This is a genomic window from Hymenobacter convexus, from assembly GCF_030580955.1.
Taxonomy (GTDB): domain Bacteria; phylum Bacteroidota; class Bacteroidia; order Cytophagales; family Hymenobacteraceae; genus Hymenobacter.
The window spans coordinates 475,268-489,632 of sequence record NZ_JAUQON010000004.1 but is presented as its reverse complement, the minus strand read 5'-3'; the positions used below and the strand labels follow the sequence as shown (position 1 = coordinate 489,632).

Here is a 14,365-nt window from a genome sequence, read left to right as displayed (position 1 = left end):
CGGGGTCCAATTCAACCCTGAACAATACTTTGCACCTGAAGCCCAGGCCCGTCGGAAGCGCCAGCATTTGCCCGCTTTCGAGCCTTCTGATTTGCCTGTGCGGGCCGATTACGTGGCTGCCATCCAGTCGCGGGTCGATACCGTGACGCTGGTCAGCCGCTGGTTCAATGCCGTGGCGTGCCGGGCCACGGCGGCCCAGGCGGCGGCGTTGCGGGGCCTGCCCGGCGTGCGCGCCGTGGTGGCGTGGCCGTACCGGGAGGCGCAGGTAGCGGCCCATGAGGCTTCGGACCAAGTGCCGCAGCGGCTGCCGCTACTGCCGCACAAGCCACTGTCGTCGAACGATTTCCTGCTGGCGCGCCGCCAGACGGCCCACCTCGACGGTCCCGCGCTGCGCGCTGCCGGGCTGGAAGGGCAGGGGATGCGCATTGCCGTGTTCGATGTGGGCTTCAAGGGGCTGCCCACGCACCCGGCTTTTCAGGAATTGGTGGCGAGAAAGCACATTGTGGCCACGCACGATTTCCTGCGCAATGCCGACAACGTGTTTCTGGGCGGCAGCCACGGCACCGAGGTGATGGGCTGCCTGGCGGGCCGCCTGCCCGGTGGGCCGGGCGTGCCCGGCCCCTGCCTGGGGCTCGCCCCCGCCGCCGATTACCTGCTGGCCCGCACCGAGCAGCTGCACCGGGAGCGCTACGCCGAGGAAGAAGCCTGGCTGGCCGCCGTGGAGTGGGCCGACCGCCTCGGGGCCGACGTCATCAATTCCTCGCTGGCCTACACCGAACAGCGCTATTTCCCGGAGCAGATGGACGGGCGCCGCAGCCTCATTGCCCGCGCCGCCAACCTGGCCGCCCGCAAGGGCCTGCTGGTGGTGAGTGCCGCCGGCAACGACGGCGACGACGACTGGGTGCGCATCGGCACGCCCGCCGATGCCGACTCGGTGCTGGCCATTGGCGGCCTCGACCCTGAAACCGGCCTGCACGTCGATTTCAGCTCCTACGGCCCCACCGCCGACCGCCGGCCCAAGCCCAACCTGGCCGCCTTCGGCATCGTGCTCACCACCACCACCGACGACTACGAGCGGCTGGAAGGTACCTCGTTTTCGTCGCCGCTGGTGGCGGGTTTCGCCGCCTGCCTGTGGCAGAAAAACCGGCAGCTCACCGCCATGCAGCTGTTTCAGGCCCTCGAAAAATCGGCCGACCTTTATCCGTATTTTGATTACGCGCACGGTTTTGGCCGGCCACGGCTGGCGAATTTTGCGTTGCCTGCGCCGACGCCCAAACCGGTACCCACGTTCGATTTTGTGCCCCACGACAGTCTGGTGGCCGTAATTATCCGCCCCGAAGCAGCCTTGCGGCCGGCCGAAATGCTGCCTCTCGTAGCCGAGCAAAGCGGCGCCGTACTGCCCAGCCTCACCCCGCCGGAAGACGCCAAATCCGCCAACGACAACTCCGTGCCGCGCGTGGGCCACGAGCAGCCGGTAGCGCCCGGCAGCGCCCCGCTCAACCCGTTGCCCGAGCCCAATTACCCCGCCTACCTCTACTGGAACCTGGCCGACCGCCGGGGCGTACTGCGCCGCTACGAAGCCCGCGCCGTAACGCAGCGGCTGGTGGTGCAGGTGCCGCGCCGGCTGCTGCGGGGCGGTGATGTGCTGCGGGTGCATTTTAAAGGCTATACCGGGACGTATTCGGAATGAAGAACACCGCCATGCAATTGACTTGGGTCGGGGCTTGCCGAAGCGCGGCCAAAACCGAAACCCGGCGACTGGCGTCCTTGGTGACCCTGGCGCTGGCAGGGGCGTTGCCGGCGCGCGCCCAGCAGGTGCTGGTGCAGGCCAACGTGGCCAATGACACTGTGAAAACTACTTTCGGGCCCAACCGGCGCTACTTTGGCCATGCCTACTTTGGCTACGGGCTGCTGGCGGGCCCGGCCGGACGAGGCGCCGAGGTGCGCACGGGCCTGGCCTCGGCGGAGCTGCGGGGCGGGGGGCGCTTCAAGGTGCGCTTTAGCCAACTGGTGGCCCTGAACCTGGATTTGGGTTATGCCTTCCAGCATTATGATTTGGCCCAAACCGACCACAAAGTGGTGCCCGCACCCACCCGACACCGCGAGGAGGGCCTGAACCTGCACCAGCTGTACTCCGAAATCAGCCTGCGGCTGAATGCCGGCCGCCGCGGCAACTCGGTGGGTAGCTACCTCGATTTGATAGCCGGTGGCGGCTGGGTGGCCCGCACCACGCATAGCACCGAAGACGAGCCCGCGCCCGGCATCGGCGCCGTCGAAACCACGGAGCGGGGCCTGCCGTACCTGCGGCGCTGGACGGCGGGCGCGGGCGCCCGGCTGGGCTTCGACCGCTACGCACTGGTGGCCCGCTACCGCCTCACGCCGGCTTTCGGCCCGGCCTACGCGGCCTGGCCAGAGCTGCCCCGCTGGGCACTGGGGGTTGAAATCGGCTTATTCTAATATTGCGGTGAGCGGTGGCAAACCCTATGGTTTAGGTTTTTCGTAAAAATCAGGCGGCTGGAAGGCCTCGCCCGCTTGGGCGGATGGCGACAGCCTCCTTATCGTCCCTTACCTTCGTGCGCCCGGCCACACTCCGCGCCGGGCATTATCCATGAAAATATTCCCTTTTAAGCAAACCGCTGGGTGGATGCTGGCCGCCGGGCTGGCGCTGCAGTTCTCCTCCTGCGTGAGCACCGAGCGCGAAGTCAGCAGCTCTACCAAAGACCCGCGCAGCACCTACACGCCGCCGCCGGCCGGCTCCCGCACCCGCGTGGGCAGCAAAACTGTGCTCAACACGGTGAGCACCACGCACACCTTTTCGGACCCCGCCACCAAGGACAATTTCGTGCTGGAGCTGCGCGGCCCCCGCGTGCTCACGGCCCAGGCCCACCTCATCGTGACCGACAGCAAGGGCGACACCCTGCGCCACGAGGTGATGCCCGCCCGCGCCCTGCTCAGCGAAAAAGCCCTCAACGACCCGCAGGCCTCCAGCGTGCGCGACCAGGAAATTGCCATCCTGCAGGGCATGAATGCCTTTTTTGCCGACGCGCACTTCATGCAGCCCGCCGTGCCGGCCGGCACCGAACAGCCCGCCGAAATGGACACCAACACTTGGGCCGCCCTGCGCGCCGACCCCACCGCCGTGGGCTTCGACTACACGGGCGCGGGCGGTGCCGAGCGACGCATCACCTACGCCCGCAAGCTGCGTAAGGCCGTCGTCATCAACCAATAAAGCACCCCGGTTTGGCCTCTGTTAGGGTCTGACCATCGGTACTGCTTGTTTCAAAAAATACCCACTTTCTCATGAAATTCCTGATTTCCTTCGCCGTTGTCCTCGTGCTGATACTGGCTTATTTCCGCTTTTTTCCGTCGGCTCCCATTAACCCGGTGCTGCCCGTGCCCCAAGGGCAGGAAGAGGTGAACGGCCACAACGCCGAAGTGCCCAAAGGCGCGACGGAGGACGAGGAAACCAGCGAAGAAGGCGAAGGCCACTCCGGCGCCAGCATCGCCCCGGTAGCCCCCGGCCAGACCTACGGCGCGTCCATCACGCCCGACGGCGCCCTGCCCATGACGGCCCTGCCTACCGCCCTCGGCACCCGCGATTCGGCCCAGGTGAAGCTGACCGGCAAGGCCTCGGCCGTATGCCAGGCCAAGGGCTGCTGGATGACCTTGCCCACCGCCGACGGCAAGGAAATGCGCGTCCGTTTCAAGGATTATGCGTTTTTCGTCCCCAAAGACTTGAGCGGCCACGACGTGGTAGTGAGCGGCTGGGCGCATCGCACCACTACCACCGTGGCCGACCAGCAGCATTACCTGCGCGACGCTGGAAAGTCGGAAAAAGAAATTGCTGCCATCACCCAGCCCAAGGAAGAAGTAAGTTTTCTGGCCGATGGCGTGCTGGTGCGTGACTAGGCTTAGCCATTGAGGTTGAAAGTTGTAGAAAGGCCGCCCGCTGAGGTGGCCTTTTTTATGGCCCATTAGTTTTGCAACGGCGGCGTAGCTTGCAGCAATAGTTCACCAGACACTTTATTGCCCCTGCTGGCGCCCCCAACATGCCCGATACGCCCGCTATCCAGCAACGCATTTTGGCCCTCACCGAGCGGCTGCACCACCTCAACCACCAGTACTACCAACTCGATACTTCCGAGGTATCGGACCAGGAATTCGATTCTATGCTGGCCGAATTGCAGCAGCTCGAAGCCGAACACCCCGACCTGGCCCAGCCCAACTCGCCTACCCGCCGCGTGGGCGGCACCATCACCAAGCAGTTCCCCACGGCGGTGCACCGCTTTCCCATGCTCAGCCTGGGCAATACCTACTCTGAGGATGACCTGCGGGAATTCGACGAGCGGGTGCAGCGCGGCCTGGAAGGCGCGCCCTACAGCTACGTGTGCGAGCTGAAAATTGACGGCGTGGCCATGAGCCTGAGCTACGAGCACGGCCAGCTCACGCAGGGCGTGACGCGCGGCGACGGCACCCGCGGCGACGTGGTGACGGCCAACGTGCGCACCATCAAAACGCTGCCGCTGGCCCTGCGCCCCGGCCCCGACCAGCCCCAGGATTTCGAGGTGCGCGGCGAGGTGTTTCTGCCGCTGCCGGTGTTTGATGAGCTGAACGCCGAGCGGGAACAAAATGGCGAAGCCCTGCTGGCCAACCCGCGCAACGCCGCCAGCGGTACGCTCAAGCTGCAGGATTCCAGTCAGGTGGCGGCGCGCAAGCTGCGCTTCTACGCCTATTCGCTGCTCACGCCGGGCCGCCACTTCGCCAGCCACAGCGCCGCTTTGGAAGCCCTGAGCCGCTACGGCCTGCCGGTGTCGGACACCTGGCGCCGGGCCGCGAACATTGACGAGGTACTCGACTTTGTGCACCATTGGGCCAAAAAGCGCTTTGAGCTGCCGGTAGCCACCGATGGCATCGTCATCAAAGTCGACAACCTGCGCCAGCAGGACCAGCTGGGCTACACCGCCAAAAGCCCGCGCTGGGCCATCGCCTACAAATACCCCGCCGAGGCCGCCCGCACCCGCCTCAACGAGGTGATTTACAACGTGGGCCGTACCGGGGCCGTGACGCCGGTGGCCCTACTCACGCCCGTGCCGCTGGCCGGAACCGTGGTGAAGCGCGCCACCCTGCACAACGCCAACCAGATTGAGCTGCTCGACCTGCGCCTCGGTGACACGGTGTACGTGGAAAAAGGCGGCGAAATCATTCCCAAAATCACCGGCGTGGACCTTTCGGCTCGCCCGGCTGACGCCGTACCCATCCAATACCCCACCGAGTGCCCGGCCTGCGGCACCCTGCTGGTGCGGCCCGAAGGCGAAGCGCATTTCCGCTGCCCAAACGAGCGCGGCTGCGGCCCGCAGCTTAAGGCCCGGCTGGAGCATTACGTGTCGCGCAAGGCGTTGAATATCGACGGGTTGGGCGCCGAAACAGTGGGCCGCTTCTTCGAGCTGGGAATGGTGAAGACGCCCGCCGACATCTACGACCTGCCTAACCGCCGGGCCGAGCTGGTAACGCTGGAGCGCCTCGGTGAGAAAAGCATCGACAACCTCATTGCCGGCATCGAGGCCAGTAAGCAGGTGCCGTTTCCGCGCGTGTTGTTTGGCCTGGGCATCCGCTACGTGGGCGAAACCGTGGCCCAGAAGCTGGCCGCCCACTACCGCAGCATCGACGCCCTGATGGCGGCCTCGGCCGAAGAAATGGCCGCCGTGCCCGAGGTGGGCGGCGTGATTGCCGTGGCCGCCGCGCACTGGTTTCAGCAGCCCGAAAACCGCGAGCTGGTGGAGCGCCTGCGCACCGCCGGTGTGCAACTGGCCGTGACCGGCGAAGCCCCCGTGCCCGCTTCGGACCGGCTGGCGGGCCTCACCTTCGTGATTTCCGGCGTGTTCGAAAACCACAGCCGCGATGAACTGCAGCAGCTTATCATTTCGAACGGCGGCAAAATCACCGGCTCCATCAGCAAGAAGCTGAGCTACCTAGTGGCCGGCGACAACATGGGCCCGGCCAAGCGCGAGAAGGCGCTGGGTTTTAAAGTGCCCATCATCTCCGAGAGCGAGCTGATGGCGCTACTGCCCAACCCGGACGAGGCCCCGGCTGCTGATGCTACGATTGATGAGCCGACTAATTCAGGGCCGGGTGTTCAGGGCTCGTTGTTTTAAAATCTCGTCGTTTTAAAATAAGAAGGCCTCACCAGTTTTGGTGAGGCCTTTTTATTTTGGTGTCAGTTAGAAGCTCTGCACGATGTTATTGCGCAGCGTCTTGGGCGACCAGTAGCCACTGGCGATGATGCGGCGAATGGTGAAGAGCGGGTCGTTCTGGTCGCGCTTTTCGGCCAGCGAAAAGGCGGCCACGAAGCCGCGCTTTTTCAGTTCGGGGAAGGCCTGCGGGTTCCAGAGGCCGAAGGGGTAGGCGAAGTATACGATTTTCTTGCCCGTGATTTCCTCCAGGGTTTTGGTGGGCTTGTCGATTTGGGTTTCCCAGTCCTTGCCCTGGTATTTCTTCACGTTGTGGTGGTCCCAGGTGTGCGAGCCGATGACATTGCCCTCGTCGGACAGCTGCTTCACCATGGCCTTGGTCATGTAGTGGGGGCGGCCCAGGCTCACGGTCATCACGAAGTACATGGCCTTGTAGTTGTACTGCGCCAGCGTGGGCCGGGCAATGGTGAACTGGTCAAGGTCGGTGTCATCAAACGTGAGCATGATGGGCTTGCTCGGCAGCTTGGCGCCGGTGGTCATGTAGGCGTAAAGCTGGTCGGGCGAGATGGTGTGGTAGCCCGAGTCGGCCAGCATTTTAATCTGGGCCTTGAAGGCGGCGATGGGCACGATGTAGTCTTTGGCGCCCTTGGAGTCGCGGGCCGTCCAGTCCCGAATCTGGTGGTAGCAGAGGATGGGCACCTGCGGGCGGGCCAGAATGCCGGCCGCGTCGCCGGCCTTGGTGGCCGAAATGGTGCTGGGGTCGGGGGCCGGGGTGGCGTTGGCTTCGTCGGTGGCGGTGGCCTGGGTGCCGGAGGTTTGGGCGGCGGCCGGGTCGATGGCGGCGGTGTCGGCCTTTTCGACGGTGGCGGCGCTGGTGCCGGCTTCGCCGGTGGTGGCGGTTTTGGTGTCGCAAGCGGCCAGCGCGAGGGCGGCCAGCAGGAGGGAAGCAGAAGAGAATTTCATGGAAACCGAGCTGCGTCGCACGCATCCGCCGACGTGGGCGGGGAAAAAACGGGGGTTGCCGCCGGCACTGGCGGGCCGGGCGCGTGCGACGCGCCCCTACCTTTGCACAAAACTACTTCCCAATGCCCGGCATGACCAACACAAATTCCCGCCTTCCGCTCTTTCACGGCACCGGTGTGGCCCTCATCACGCCCTTCACGCCCAAATTCGCCGTGGACTACGACGGCTGGCGCCGGTTGCTCGATTTCTGCATCGAGGGCGGCGTTGATTACCTGGTGGTGAACGGCACCACCGGCGAGTCGCCCACCACCACGGCCGCCGAAAAAGCCGAGCTGTTGCGCATTGCCAAGGAGCACGTGGCCGGCCGCGTGCCGCTGGTGTACGGAATCGGCAGCAACAACACGGCCGACGCCGTGGAACTGTTCCGTACCACTGATTTGGACGGCGTGGCCGCCGTGCTCTCGGCCAGCCCGGCCTACAACAAGCCCAGCCAGGCCGGCCTGATGGCCCACTACCAGCGCCTGGCCGATGCCAGCCCGGTGCCCCTCATCCTCTACAACGTGCCCGGCCGCACGGCCTCCAACATCACCGCCGAAACCACCTTGCGCCTCGCGCATCACCCCAACATCATCGGCATAAAAGAAGCCAGCGGCCTCATGGAGCAGTGCCTCGCCATTGCTGCTAACAAGCCCCAGGATTTTCTGCTGCTCTCCGGCGATGACATGCTCACGCCCGCCCTCATTGCCTGCGGCGGCGAAGGTATCATCTCGGTGCTGGCCAATGCTTTCCCCAAGCGTTTTGCTGACCTCACCCGCGCCGCCCTGGCCGGCGACTTCGCCACCGCCCGCGACGGCCTCTTCCGCCTGCTCCCCCTCAACCCGCTCATGTATGAGGAAAGCAACCCCGTGGGCGTAAAAGCCGCCCTCGAAGCCCTGGGCGTGTGCGGCGCGGCCGTGCGCCTGCCGCTGCTCGAAGCCACGGGGGGACTGAAGGAACGGATTCGGAAGGCGCTGTAGAGAAGCTATTTAAGCCATTCTATCAGCACGTCATACAGAGCGCAGCGCAGCATCTTGCTTGTGACAGTAATTAATCACAGCACGCGAGATGCTTCGCTGCGCTCTGCATGACGTTCTATCGGCGCACTGCTTCTACTCTGCGTACCGTTCTGTCGCTCGGCTGCCACAATCAGAAACCCGTAGCCGAAAACGAAGAAATTGAGGCCCGTTTGCAAGTCAAACACGGCATCGACCAGCATGGTGGTGGCCTGCGCCAGCAGAAAAAAAATGATGGCCGGATGGCGCCGTGCCCAGGGCTTGGCCAGCGGCCAGAGCAGCAGCACCAGCAACAGCGCAAAACCCAGCAGCCCGCCGCCCAGCAGCGTGCTCAGGTACTGGTTGTGCACCTCGATGCGGTTGGCGGGGCGGAGGCCGAAGTCGTGCCAGGCGTACTGGCGCAGCATGGCGGCGTGGGTATCGGCCGGGCCCACGCCCAGCAGCCAGTTCTCGTTGATGATGTTGGTGGCGGTTTCGATGGCGGCCAGCCGGCGGGCCAGCGAATAGTCGTTCATGTCCTGCTTCAGGGTGTACTTCTGCACGTCCCAAATCGAGGATTTCACCCGTTCCTGCACCGAAGGCAGGACTTTGTAAGCTACCAGCGGGCCCAGCGCCAGCAGCACCAGCACGCCCGCGCCCAGCGCCCAGTGCCGCCGGCCCAACAAGCGCAGCGCCACTGCCAGCAAGCCCACGTAGAGTACCAGCAGCCCCGTCCGATATGCCAGTACGTGCAGCGTGAGGGCCGCCGCCACAGCCGCCGCCAGCAGCGCCGCGCGTAGCAGCGGGCCCGCCCGCTCATCGCGCCGCAGCAGCAGGCCCCAGAAAAAAGCTAGTGCCAGCATCAGCCCGAAGGAAATGTGGAAGACGTGCGTGATGGCCGGCACATTTTGTCCGATGCGGATGGCCTCGTTGGCCGAGGCGGGGTCGAGCAGGTAGTTGCCCAGCGTGGCCAGGCCCACGGCCGCCGTCGCCAGCACAAAGGTGCTGCCCACCGCCAGCCGCTGCCACCCGGCCAGCGGCACCGCCACCGCAAACGCTAGCGGCACCCCCAGCCACACTAGGCTGCGGAAAAGCTCGTGCTGCCACACCGGCCACTCGCTAGTGTACAGCGCGCTCATCAGCAGAAAGACTACCATGGCCGCCGCCCGCATGGCCGAGCCATTGCGGAAGTACCCGCGCCAGTCGCGCCGCAAATCCGGATTGGCCAGCGCGGCCACCACACCCACGATGGGCGCAATGGCCACCAGCGCCCGCGAGGAGAGCAGGCCCGCAATGCCCACCATGCAGGCCAGCAGCAGCAGGTATTGGGAAAGTCGGCCGGAGAGGTAATGCTGAAGCAAGAGAGAATTATTGAGGCTGGTTAGGAGGTAATATCCATTTCAAAGAACGTCATGCTGAGCGCAGCCGAAGCATCTCTCCTGGGGAAGTAAATAATTTAAATAATTACTACTGCGGTAGAGATGCTTCGGCTGCGCTCAGCATGACGTTCAAACGGTTCTGTTACAAAACGTTGAAGGCTGCCTGAACGGCATGCCAGCCGCCGCCGCGCGTGTGCCGCTCCGAAGTGTCACCAGCCGCTGGCTAGCACATCGGCCACGTGCAGGCACTTGAGCGGCAGCTTTTCGCGCTTCATATAGGACTCCAGGTGCATCAGGCAGCTCACGTCGGTGCTCACGATGAAGTCGGCGCCGGTGTCGAGGGCGTGCTCCACTTTCTGCTGGGCCATGGCCACCGAAATGGCTTCAAACTTCACCGCAAACGTGCCGCCGAAGCCGCAGCAGGTGGTGGTTTCAGCCATTTCGAGGCGTTCCAGCCCGGCTACCGCGTCGAGCAGCTGGCGCGGCTGCGGCCGAATGCCGCATTCGCGCAGGGCCGAGCAGGAGTCGTGGTAGGTGTATTTGCCCGCCAGCCGGGCGCCCGGCACCGCCGTGATTCCCAGCACATCGACCAGAAACTCGGTCAGCTCGTAGGTGCGGCCCTGCACGCCCCGGCAGGCGCTCAGCTGCGGCGTGCCAGCAAATAGCTCGGAGTAGCTATTTCGAACCATGCCCACGCACGAGGCCGAGGGGCTCACCACGTAGCGCGCCGCGTCAGCAGCCGGCGCGGCAAAATCTTCCAGGAATTTACCGGCCACGGCGCGGCTTTGGTCGTGGTAGCCGGCGTTGTAGGCGGGCTGGCCGCAGCAGGTTTGGGCCGGGTTGTAGTTGACCGTGACGCCCACTTTTTCCAGCACCTTCACCATGTTCATGGCCGTGGCGGGATAGAGCTGGTCGACGAAGCAGGGGATGAAAATATCGACGGTGGGGGTGGGCATTGGAATGAATAAAACGATTTCGAAATTCGAAAATCTGGACGTCATGCTACGCGCAGCGTGACGTTCAAATCAGCTTTAGTGCCCGGCAAATATGGGCTGGCTAAGCAGTTGCGCCCGCCCAAACGCCGCCATGTCCAGCCCCGTTTCCACGCCTTGCTCCGCCAGAAACGCCACCAGATTCTCCGTGGCCATATTTCCCGTCAGCTCATCGGCCGCCATGGGGCAGCCGCCGAAGCCGCCGATGGCCCCATCGAAGCGGCGGCAGCCGGCCTCGTACGCGGCGGCCACTTTCTCGCGCCAAGTGCCGGGCGTGGTATGCAGGTGCGCGCCAAACTCAATGCTGGGATAAGCCGGAATGAGGGCCGAAAAGAGCGGGGCAATAGTGGCGGCCGATGAGGTGCCCACTGTGTCGGACAGGGCCACAATGCGCACGCCCAGCGCCGCCAGCTGCTGCGTGAAATTAGTCACGATTTCGGGGCTCCAGGCGTCGCCGTAAGGGTTTCCGAAGCCCATGGAGAGATAGGTAACCAGCGTTTTGCCGGTGCGCTCGCACAGCTCGTGCATGGCGGCCACGTCGGCCAGGGCCTCGGCGGTGGTTTGGTTGGTGTTGCGCCGCTGGAAGGTCTCCGACACCGACAGCGGGAAGCCCAGGTAGCTGATTTCGGGGTGCTGGGCGGCGGTTTCGGCCCCGCGCTGGTTGGCCACGATGGCCAGTAGCTTGGTTTTGGAGTTTGTCAAATCAAGCCCGGCCAGGACCTCGGCCGTGTCGCGCAGCTGCGGAATGGCTTTCGGCGACACGAAGGAGCCAAAGTCCAGCGTATCGAAGCCGACCTGTAGCAGCGCGTTGAGGTAGGCGGTTTTGGTGGCCGTCGGAATAAAGTCGTGCAGACCCTGCATGGCGTCGCGCGGGCATTCAATAAGCTTCATGGGAGCAGAATAGAGGTGGGAGGGGCCGTAAAGGTAGTAGCCCGGGGGAAGCGCAAAAGCTATTCACTACTCGAACTAGCCGCCGCCCGCCAGTGTTGGGAGGCATGCTTTTTGATATGGATGTGAATACCGCGCGGCTGTCTGCCCGGCCGCGCCCCGTGGGTTTGTGGGGTTTGTTATTGGCGAGTCTGCTCGTTCTCGGCGGCTGTAGCACGCAGCAAACCCTACAGGCGCTCTTTCAAAAGTCAACGCCGCACGAGGCCTACGCCCGCCAGCTCCACCAAGCCGGCCTCGACCAGCGGCCCGCCGGCCGGGCTTGGCTTAGAGCCGCCGCGCAGGGCCTGCGCGATTCGCTGGTGGTGACTCTGCCATTTGCCGAAACCGGCTATTTCCGCCCCGAGCGGCCCGCGGCGGCCAGCTACCGCTACGCCGTGCGCGTCGGCGAGCAGGTGCACGTCAGTTTGTCCCTGGCGCCGGGTGTGAATGCCCGGGTGTTTGTCGATGCGTTTGAAGTAGGGCCGGGCCGTAGCCTGCTGCCTATCATCAGCGCCGATACGTTGGTCCTCGATTTTCGCTACCGGGCCGAAAACGACGGCCAGCACCTGCTGCGCCTGCAACCCGAGCTGCTGGCCGCCGGCCGCTACACCCTGCGCCTCAGCCGCGAGCCCAGCCTGAGCGTGTTCCCCGTGCAGGGCCGGACCGACGCGGCCGTGGGCAGCTTCTGGGGCGCCGCGCGCGATGCCGGTGCCCGCCAGCACGAGGGCATCGACATTTTTGCCTCGCGCGGCACGCCGGCCGTGGCCGCCGTGGCCGGCACCGTCACCCGCACCGGCGAAACGCCGCTGGGCGGCCGCGTGGTGTGGCTGGCCGCCGATGGCCACCCCGACCACCTCTACTACGCCCACCTCGACAAGCAGCTCGTAACGCCCGGCCAGCACGTGCAGCCCGGCGACACGTTGGGCCTGGTGGGCAATACCGGCAACGCCCGCACCACGGTGCCCCACCTGCACTTCGGCATCTACCGCAGCGGCCGGGGCGCCCTCGACCCTTTTCCCTTTGTGCAGCGTCCCGCTACTCCAACTCCCACGCCCGGCCCCGACCGCCGGGGGGAGTTTGTGCGGCTGCGCAACGCCGGCGCCCTGCAATCGGCTCCCAACCTGAAGAAAAACAGTAAGGCTGGCCCAGCCGCTATTCTGGCCCGGACACCGCTGCTGGTGGTGGGACAGCAGGGCTCGGCCTTGCGGGTGCAGTTGCCCTCGGGCGCCGTGGGCTACGTGGCCGCGCAAGGCGTGGTTGGGGCGTTGGCCGCCCCGCTGCGGCGCCTGAATCTCACTGGCTTAACCGAAATTCACGCGCTGCCAACCGCCGTTGCTCCGGCCGTGGGGGCGCTGGCGGCCGGCACAGCGGTAGCCGTGCTGGGCCAGGCCGATGCCTACAGCCTGGTGCGCGGGCCCAGAGGCGAAACCGGCTGGGCCATTCTCTAGGCGCAACTCCATTGGGCTGGTTTCGTTAGGAGTGCAGGCCGTACTTTGCGGCCATCCGGCGCAGCTGAAATGCCCGCGCTGGGGCTACCCTTCACTCATTCCAGCATCATGGCTGATAATTCCTCCAATTTCGCCGACATCGCGGCTTCACTACTCAGCAAGCTTTCGGGCGGCGTCGAACTAAGCTGCGCCTTCGACCAGGTCGAGCTGCAAGTGCCCAACGCCCAGAACCCCAGTGCCCCCGCCGCTACCTGGAAGCTCAACGGCTCGGTCCGCATCCGCACGCGCGGCGACCAGCCCGGTACCCCCCAACTGCCGCCCAGCCCCCCGCAGCCCGGTGCCTAGTACCCTCGAAATAGATGCCCAGCTCGTCATCACCTGGAACGGGCACCCGCTTCAGCTAGCGGCGGCCGGCACCTACCTCATTCTGAACATTCCCAGCCAGCAGGTGCTCGACGAGCTCACCGCCGGCCCGCCCAAGGTGCCCGGCGCGCCCAAAGCCCCCAAGGTGCCGGGCCCCGACCCGCTGCAGCAAATCAACGACCTGGCCCGGCAACTGGGCTGGGTGCTCGACTTGCGCGTGGGCGGCAAAACCTACGTCACTTTTGGGGTGCAGCGCACGCCCAAAATCACGCTCAACGCCGTGCTGGGCAAGATTGGCTCGTTCTTCAAATAAGGCCGCCGGGGGAGGGGCAAATTCGGGCTTTTTGCAACTAATTTCTACCTGATTAGTTTCGATACTATACCGCTTGCTGCCTCATGAAAGCTGAAAATAACCCTGATAACCAGATTGGTGCCCGGCGGCGCCCGTCGCCATTTGCCCGCATCGAGCGCCTGCCCCCGCTGGCCATGGTGCTCTACCTGGCGCTGCTGGCTATCACGGTCATGTTTTTTATCCTGATAGTGGCCTACGTGGCGGCCCGGTTGCGTAGCGGAGTGCCTACCGGGCTGCACCCTTTGCCGCGCTATTTCTCGCTCAGTACCATTGTGTTGGTGGTGAGCAGCTATACAATGGCCCAGGCGCCGCGCCTCTACGGCCAGGATGATTTGGCCAGTCTGACGCGCTGCCTCGGGGCCACGCTGCTGCTGGGCTGCGTGTTCGCCGGCCTGCAGGTGCTGGGCTGGCGCGAGCTGATGATGCACGGTACGCCCTTCAGCGGCCCCGGCAGCCAGAGCAGCGGCCAGTTCATTTACCTGATTTCGGCCCTGCATGTGGCCCACTTGCTCGGCGGCATGCTGTTTCTGCTGGCCTTCCTGTTGCGGGTCATTCACAACGAGCGCGACGCCGTGCGGACCCTCGTCTTCATCCGTAACCCTTACTACCGGCGCCAGTTGCGCCTATTGGGCACTTACTGGCATTTCATCGATGTGCTGTGGGTGGTGCTGTTTGCGGTGTTTCTGTTTCTGTATTAACGTCTTGATTCGACGGTAATCGAA

General features: G+C 64.8%; 14 protein-coding genes. 10 read left to right on the top strand and 4 right to left on the bottom strand.

The features are described from left to right. Positions 1-97 precede the first annotated feature (97 nt). From Q4S41_RS11310 to ligA, 5 genes are all read left to right on the top strand, one after another. Positions 98-1,690, top strand: a complete 1,593-nt coding sequence (locus Q4S41_RS11310; protein ID WP_305031222.1) for a S8 family serine peptidase — start codon at positions 98-100, stop codon at positions 1,688-1,690. Then, positions 1,687-2,457, top strand: a complete 771-nt coding sequence (locus tag Q4S41_RS11305; protein ID WP_305031221.1) for a hypothetical protein — start codon at positions 1,687-1,689, stop codon at positions 2,455-2,457. Before Q4S41_RS11310 ends, Q4S41_RS11305 begins: the two co-directional genes overlap by 4 nt. 151 nt (positions 2,458-2,608) lie before the next feature. After that, positions 2,609-3,229: a hypothetical protein gene (locus Q4S41_RS11300; protein ID WP_305031220.1), complete on the top strand. Its 621-nt coding sequence runs from the start codon at positions 2,609-2,611 to the stop codon at positions 3,227-3,229. Between the two features lie 71 nt (positions 3,230-3,300). Continuing rightward, on the top strand, positions 3,301-3,909 hold the full coding sequence (locus tag Q4S41_RS11295) for a DUF4920 domain-containing protein (RefSeq protein WP_305031219.1): 609 nt from the start codon (positions 3,301-3,303) through the stop codon (positions 3,907-3,909). 140 nt (positions 3,910-4,049) lie between these two features. Then, on the top strand, positions 4,050-6,152 hold the full coding sequence (gene ligA / locus Q4S41_RS11290; protein ID WP_305031218.1) for an NAD-dependent DNA ligase LigA: 2,103 nt from the start codon (positions 4,050-4,052) through the stop codon (positions 6,150-6,152). 66 nt (positions 6,153-6,218) lie between these two features. On the opposite strand, the gene Q4S41_RS11285 is transcribed toward ligA, so the two are convergent. Next, complete coding sequence (locus Q4S41_RS11285; protein WP_305031217.1) at positions 6,219-7,151, bottom strand: polysaccharide deacetylase family protein; 933 nt, start codon at positions 7,149-7,151, stop codon at positions 6,219-6,221. Positions 7,152-7,282: 131 nt separating this feature from the next. On the opposite strand from Q4S41_RS11285, the gene dapA reads away from it, so the two are divergent. Then, positions 7,283-8,167: a 4-hydroxy-tetrahydrodipicolinate synthase gene (gene dapA / locus Q4S41_RS11280; RefSeq protein ID WP_305031216.1), complete on the top strand. Its 885-nt coding sequence runs from the start codon at positions 7,283-7,285 to the stop codon at positions 8,165-8,167. A 74-nt stretch (positions 8,168-8,241) separates the two neighbouring features. Here the strand turns inward: dapA and Q4S41_RS11275 are convergent, their stop codons facing one another. From Q4S41_RS11275 to Q4S41_RS11265, 3 genes are all read right to left on the bottom strand, one after another. After that, entirely contained in the window at positions 8,242-9,543 is a 1,302-nt protein-coding gene (locus Q4S41_RS11275) for an O-antigen ligase family protein (protein WP_305031215.1), read from the bottom strand. 227 nt (positions 9,544-9,770) lie between these two features. Continuing rightward, on the bottom strand, positions 9,771-10,517 hold the full coding sequence (locus tag Q4S41_RS11270) for a (Fe-S)-binding protein (protein ID WP_305031214.1): 747 nt from the start codon (positions 10,515-10,517) through the stop codon (positions 9,771-9,773). 75 nt (positions 10,518-10,592) lie between these two features. Beyond that, positions 10,593-11,444, bottom strand: coding sequence for a hydroxymethylglutaryl-CoA lyase (locus Q4S41_RS11265; protein WP_305031213.1), 852 nt, complete (start codon positions 11,442-11,444; stop codon positions 10,593-10,595). A 116-nt stretch (positions 11,445-11,560) separates the two neighbouring features. Between Q4S41_RS11265 and Q4S41_RS11260 the strand changes: the two genes are divergently transcribed. The 4 genes from Q4S41_RS11260 (at position 11,561) to Q4S41_RS11245 (ending at position 14,341) form a co-directional block, all read left to right on the top strand. Further along, positions 11,561-12,928 (top strand): M23 family metallopeptidase, encoded by a 1,368-nt coding sequence (locus Q4S41_RS11260; protein WP_305031212.1) that lies wholly within the window; start codon positions 11,561-11,563, stop codon positions 12,926-12,928. Between the two features lie 108 nt (positions 12,929-13,036). Further along, positions 13,037-13,273 carry a hypothetical protein gene (locus tag Q4S41_RS11255; protein ID WP_305031211.1) on the top strand — a complete coding sequence of 79 codons (237 nt, stop codon included), beginning with the start codon at positions 13,037-13,039 and terminating at the stop codon, positions 13,271-13,273. Beyond that, positions 13,266-13,604 (top strand): hypothetical protein, encoded by a 339-nt coding sequence (locus Q4S41_RS11250; protein ID WP_305031210.1) that lies wholly within the window; start codon positions 13,266-13,268, stop codon positions 13,602-13,604. The genes Q4S41_RS11255 and Q4S41_RS11250 overlap by 8 nt, the downstream gene beginning before the upstream one ends. Before the next feature lie 83 nt (positions 13,605-13,687). Then, a complete protein-coding gene (locus Q4S41_RS11245) occupies positions 13,688-14,341 on the top strand; it encodes a cytochrome c oxidase subunit 3 (protein ID WP_305031209.1) in 654 nt (217 codons plus the stop codon). The last annotated feature ends 24 nt before the right edge of the window (positions 14,342-14,365 follow it).

Bases quoted from the DNA above. Each gene is read 5' to 3' on its own strand.
- Q4S41_RS11260 (WP_305031212.1), top strand. From the start codon at position 11,561: ATGGATGTGAATACCGCGCGGCTGTCTGCCCGGCCGCGCCCCGTGGGT.
- dapA (WP_305031216.1), top strand. From the start codon at position 7,283: ATGACCAACACAAATTCCCGCCTTCCGCTCTTTCACGGCACCGGTGTG.
- Q4S41_RS11265 (WP_305031213.1), bottom strand. From the start codon at position 11,444: ATGAAGCTTATTGAATGCCCGCGCGACGCCATGCAGGGTCTGCACGAC.
- Q4S41_RS11255 (WP_305031211.1), top strand. From the start codon at position 13,037: ATGGCTGATAATTCCTCCAATTTCGCCGACATCGCGGCTTCACTACTC.
- Q4S41_RS11305 (WP_305031221.1), top strand. From the start codon at position 1,687: ATGAAGAACACCGCCATGCAATTGACTTGGGTCGGGGCTTGCCGAAGC.
- Q4S41_RS11285 (WP_305031217.1), bottom strand. From the start codon at position 7,151: ATGAAATTCTCTTCTGCTTCCCTCCTGCTGGCCGCCCTCGCGCTGGCC.
- Q4S41_RS11300 (WP_305031220.1), top strand. From the start codon at position 2,609: ATGAAAATATTCCCTTTTAAGCAAACCGCTGGGTGGATGCTGGCCGCC.
- Q4S41_RS11270 (WP_305031214.1), bottom strand. From the start codon at position 10,517: ATGCCCACCCCCACCGTCGATATTTTCATCCCCTGCTTCGTCGACCAG.
- Q4S41_RS11295 (WP_305031219.1), top strand. From the start codon at position 3,301: ATGAAATTCCTGATTTCCTTCGCCGTTGTCCTCGTGCTGATACTGGCT.
- ligA (WP_305031218.1), top strand. From the start codon at position 4,050: ATGCCCGATACGCCCGCTATCCAGCAACGCATTTTGGCCCTCACCGAG.
- Q4S41_RS11245 (WP_305031209.1), top strand. From the start codon at position 13,688: ATGAAAGCTGAAAATAACCCTGATAACCAGATTGGTGCCCGGCGGCGC.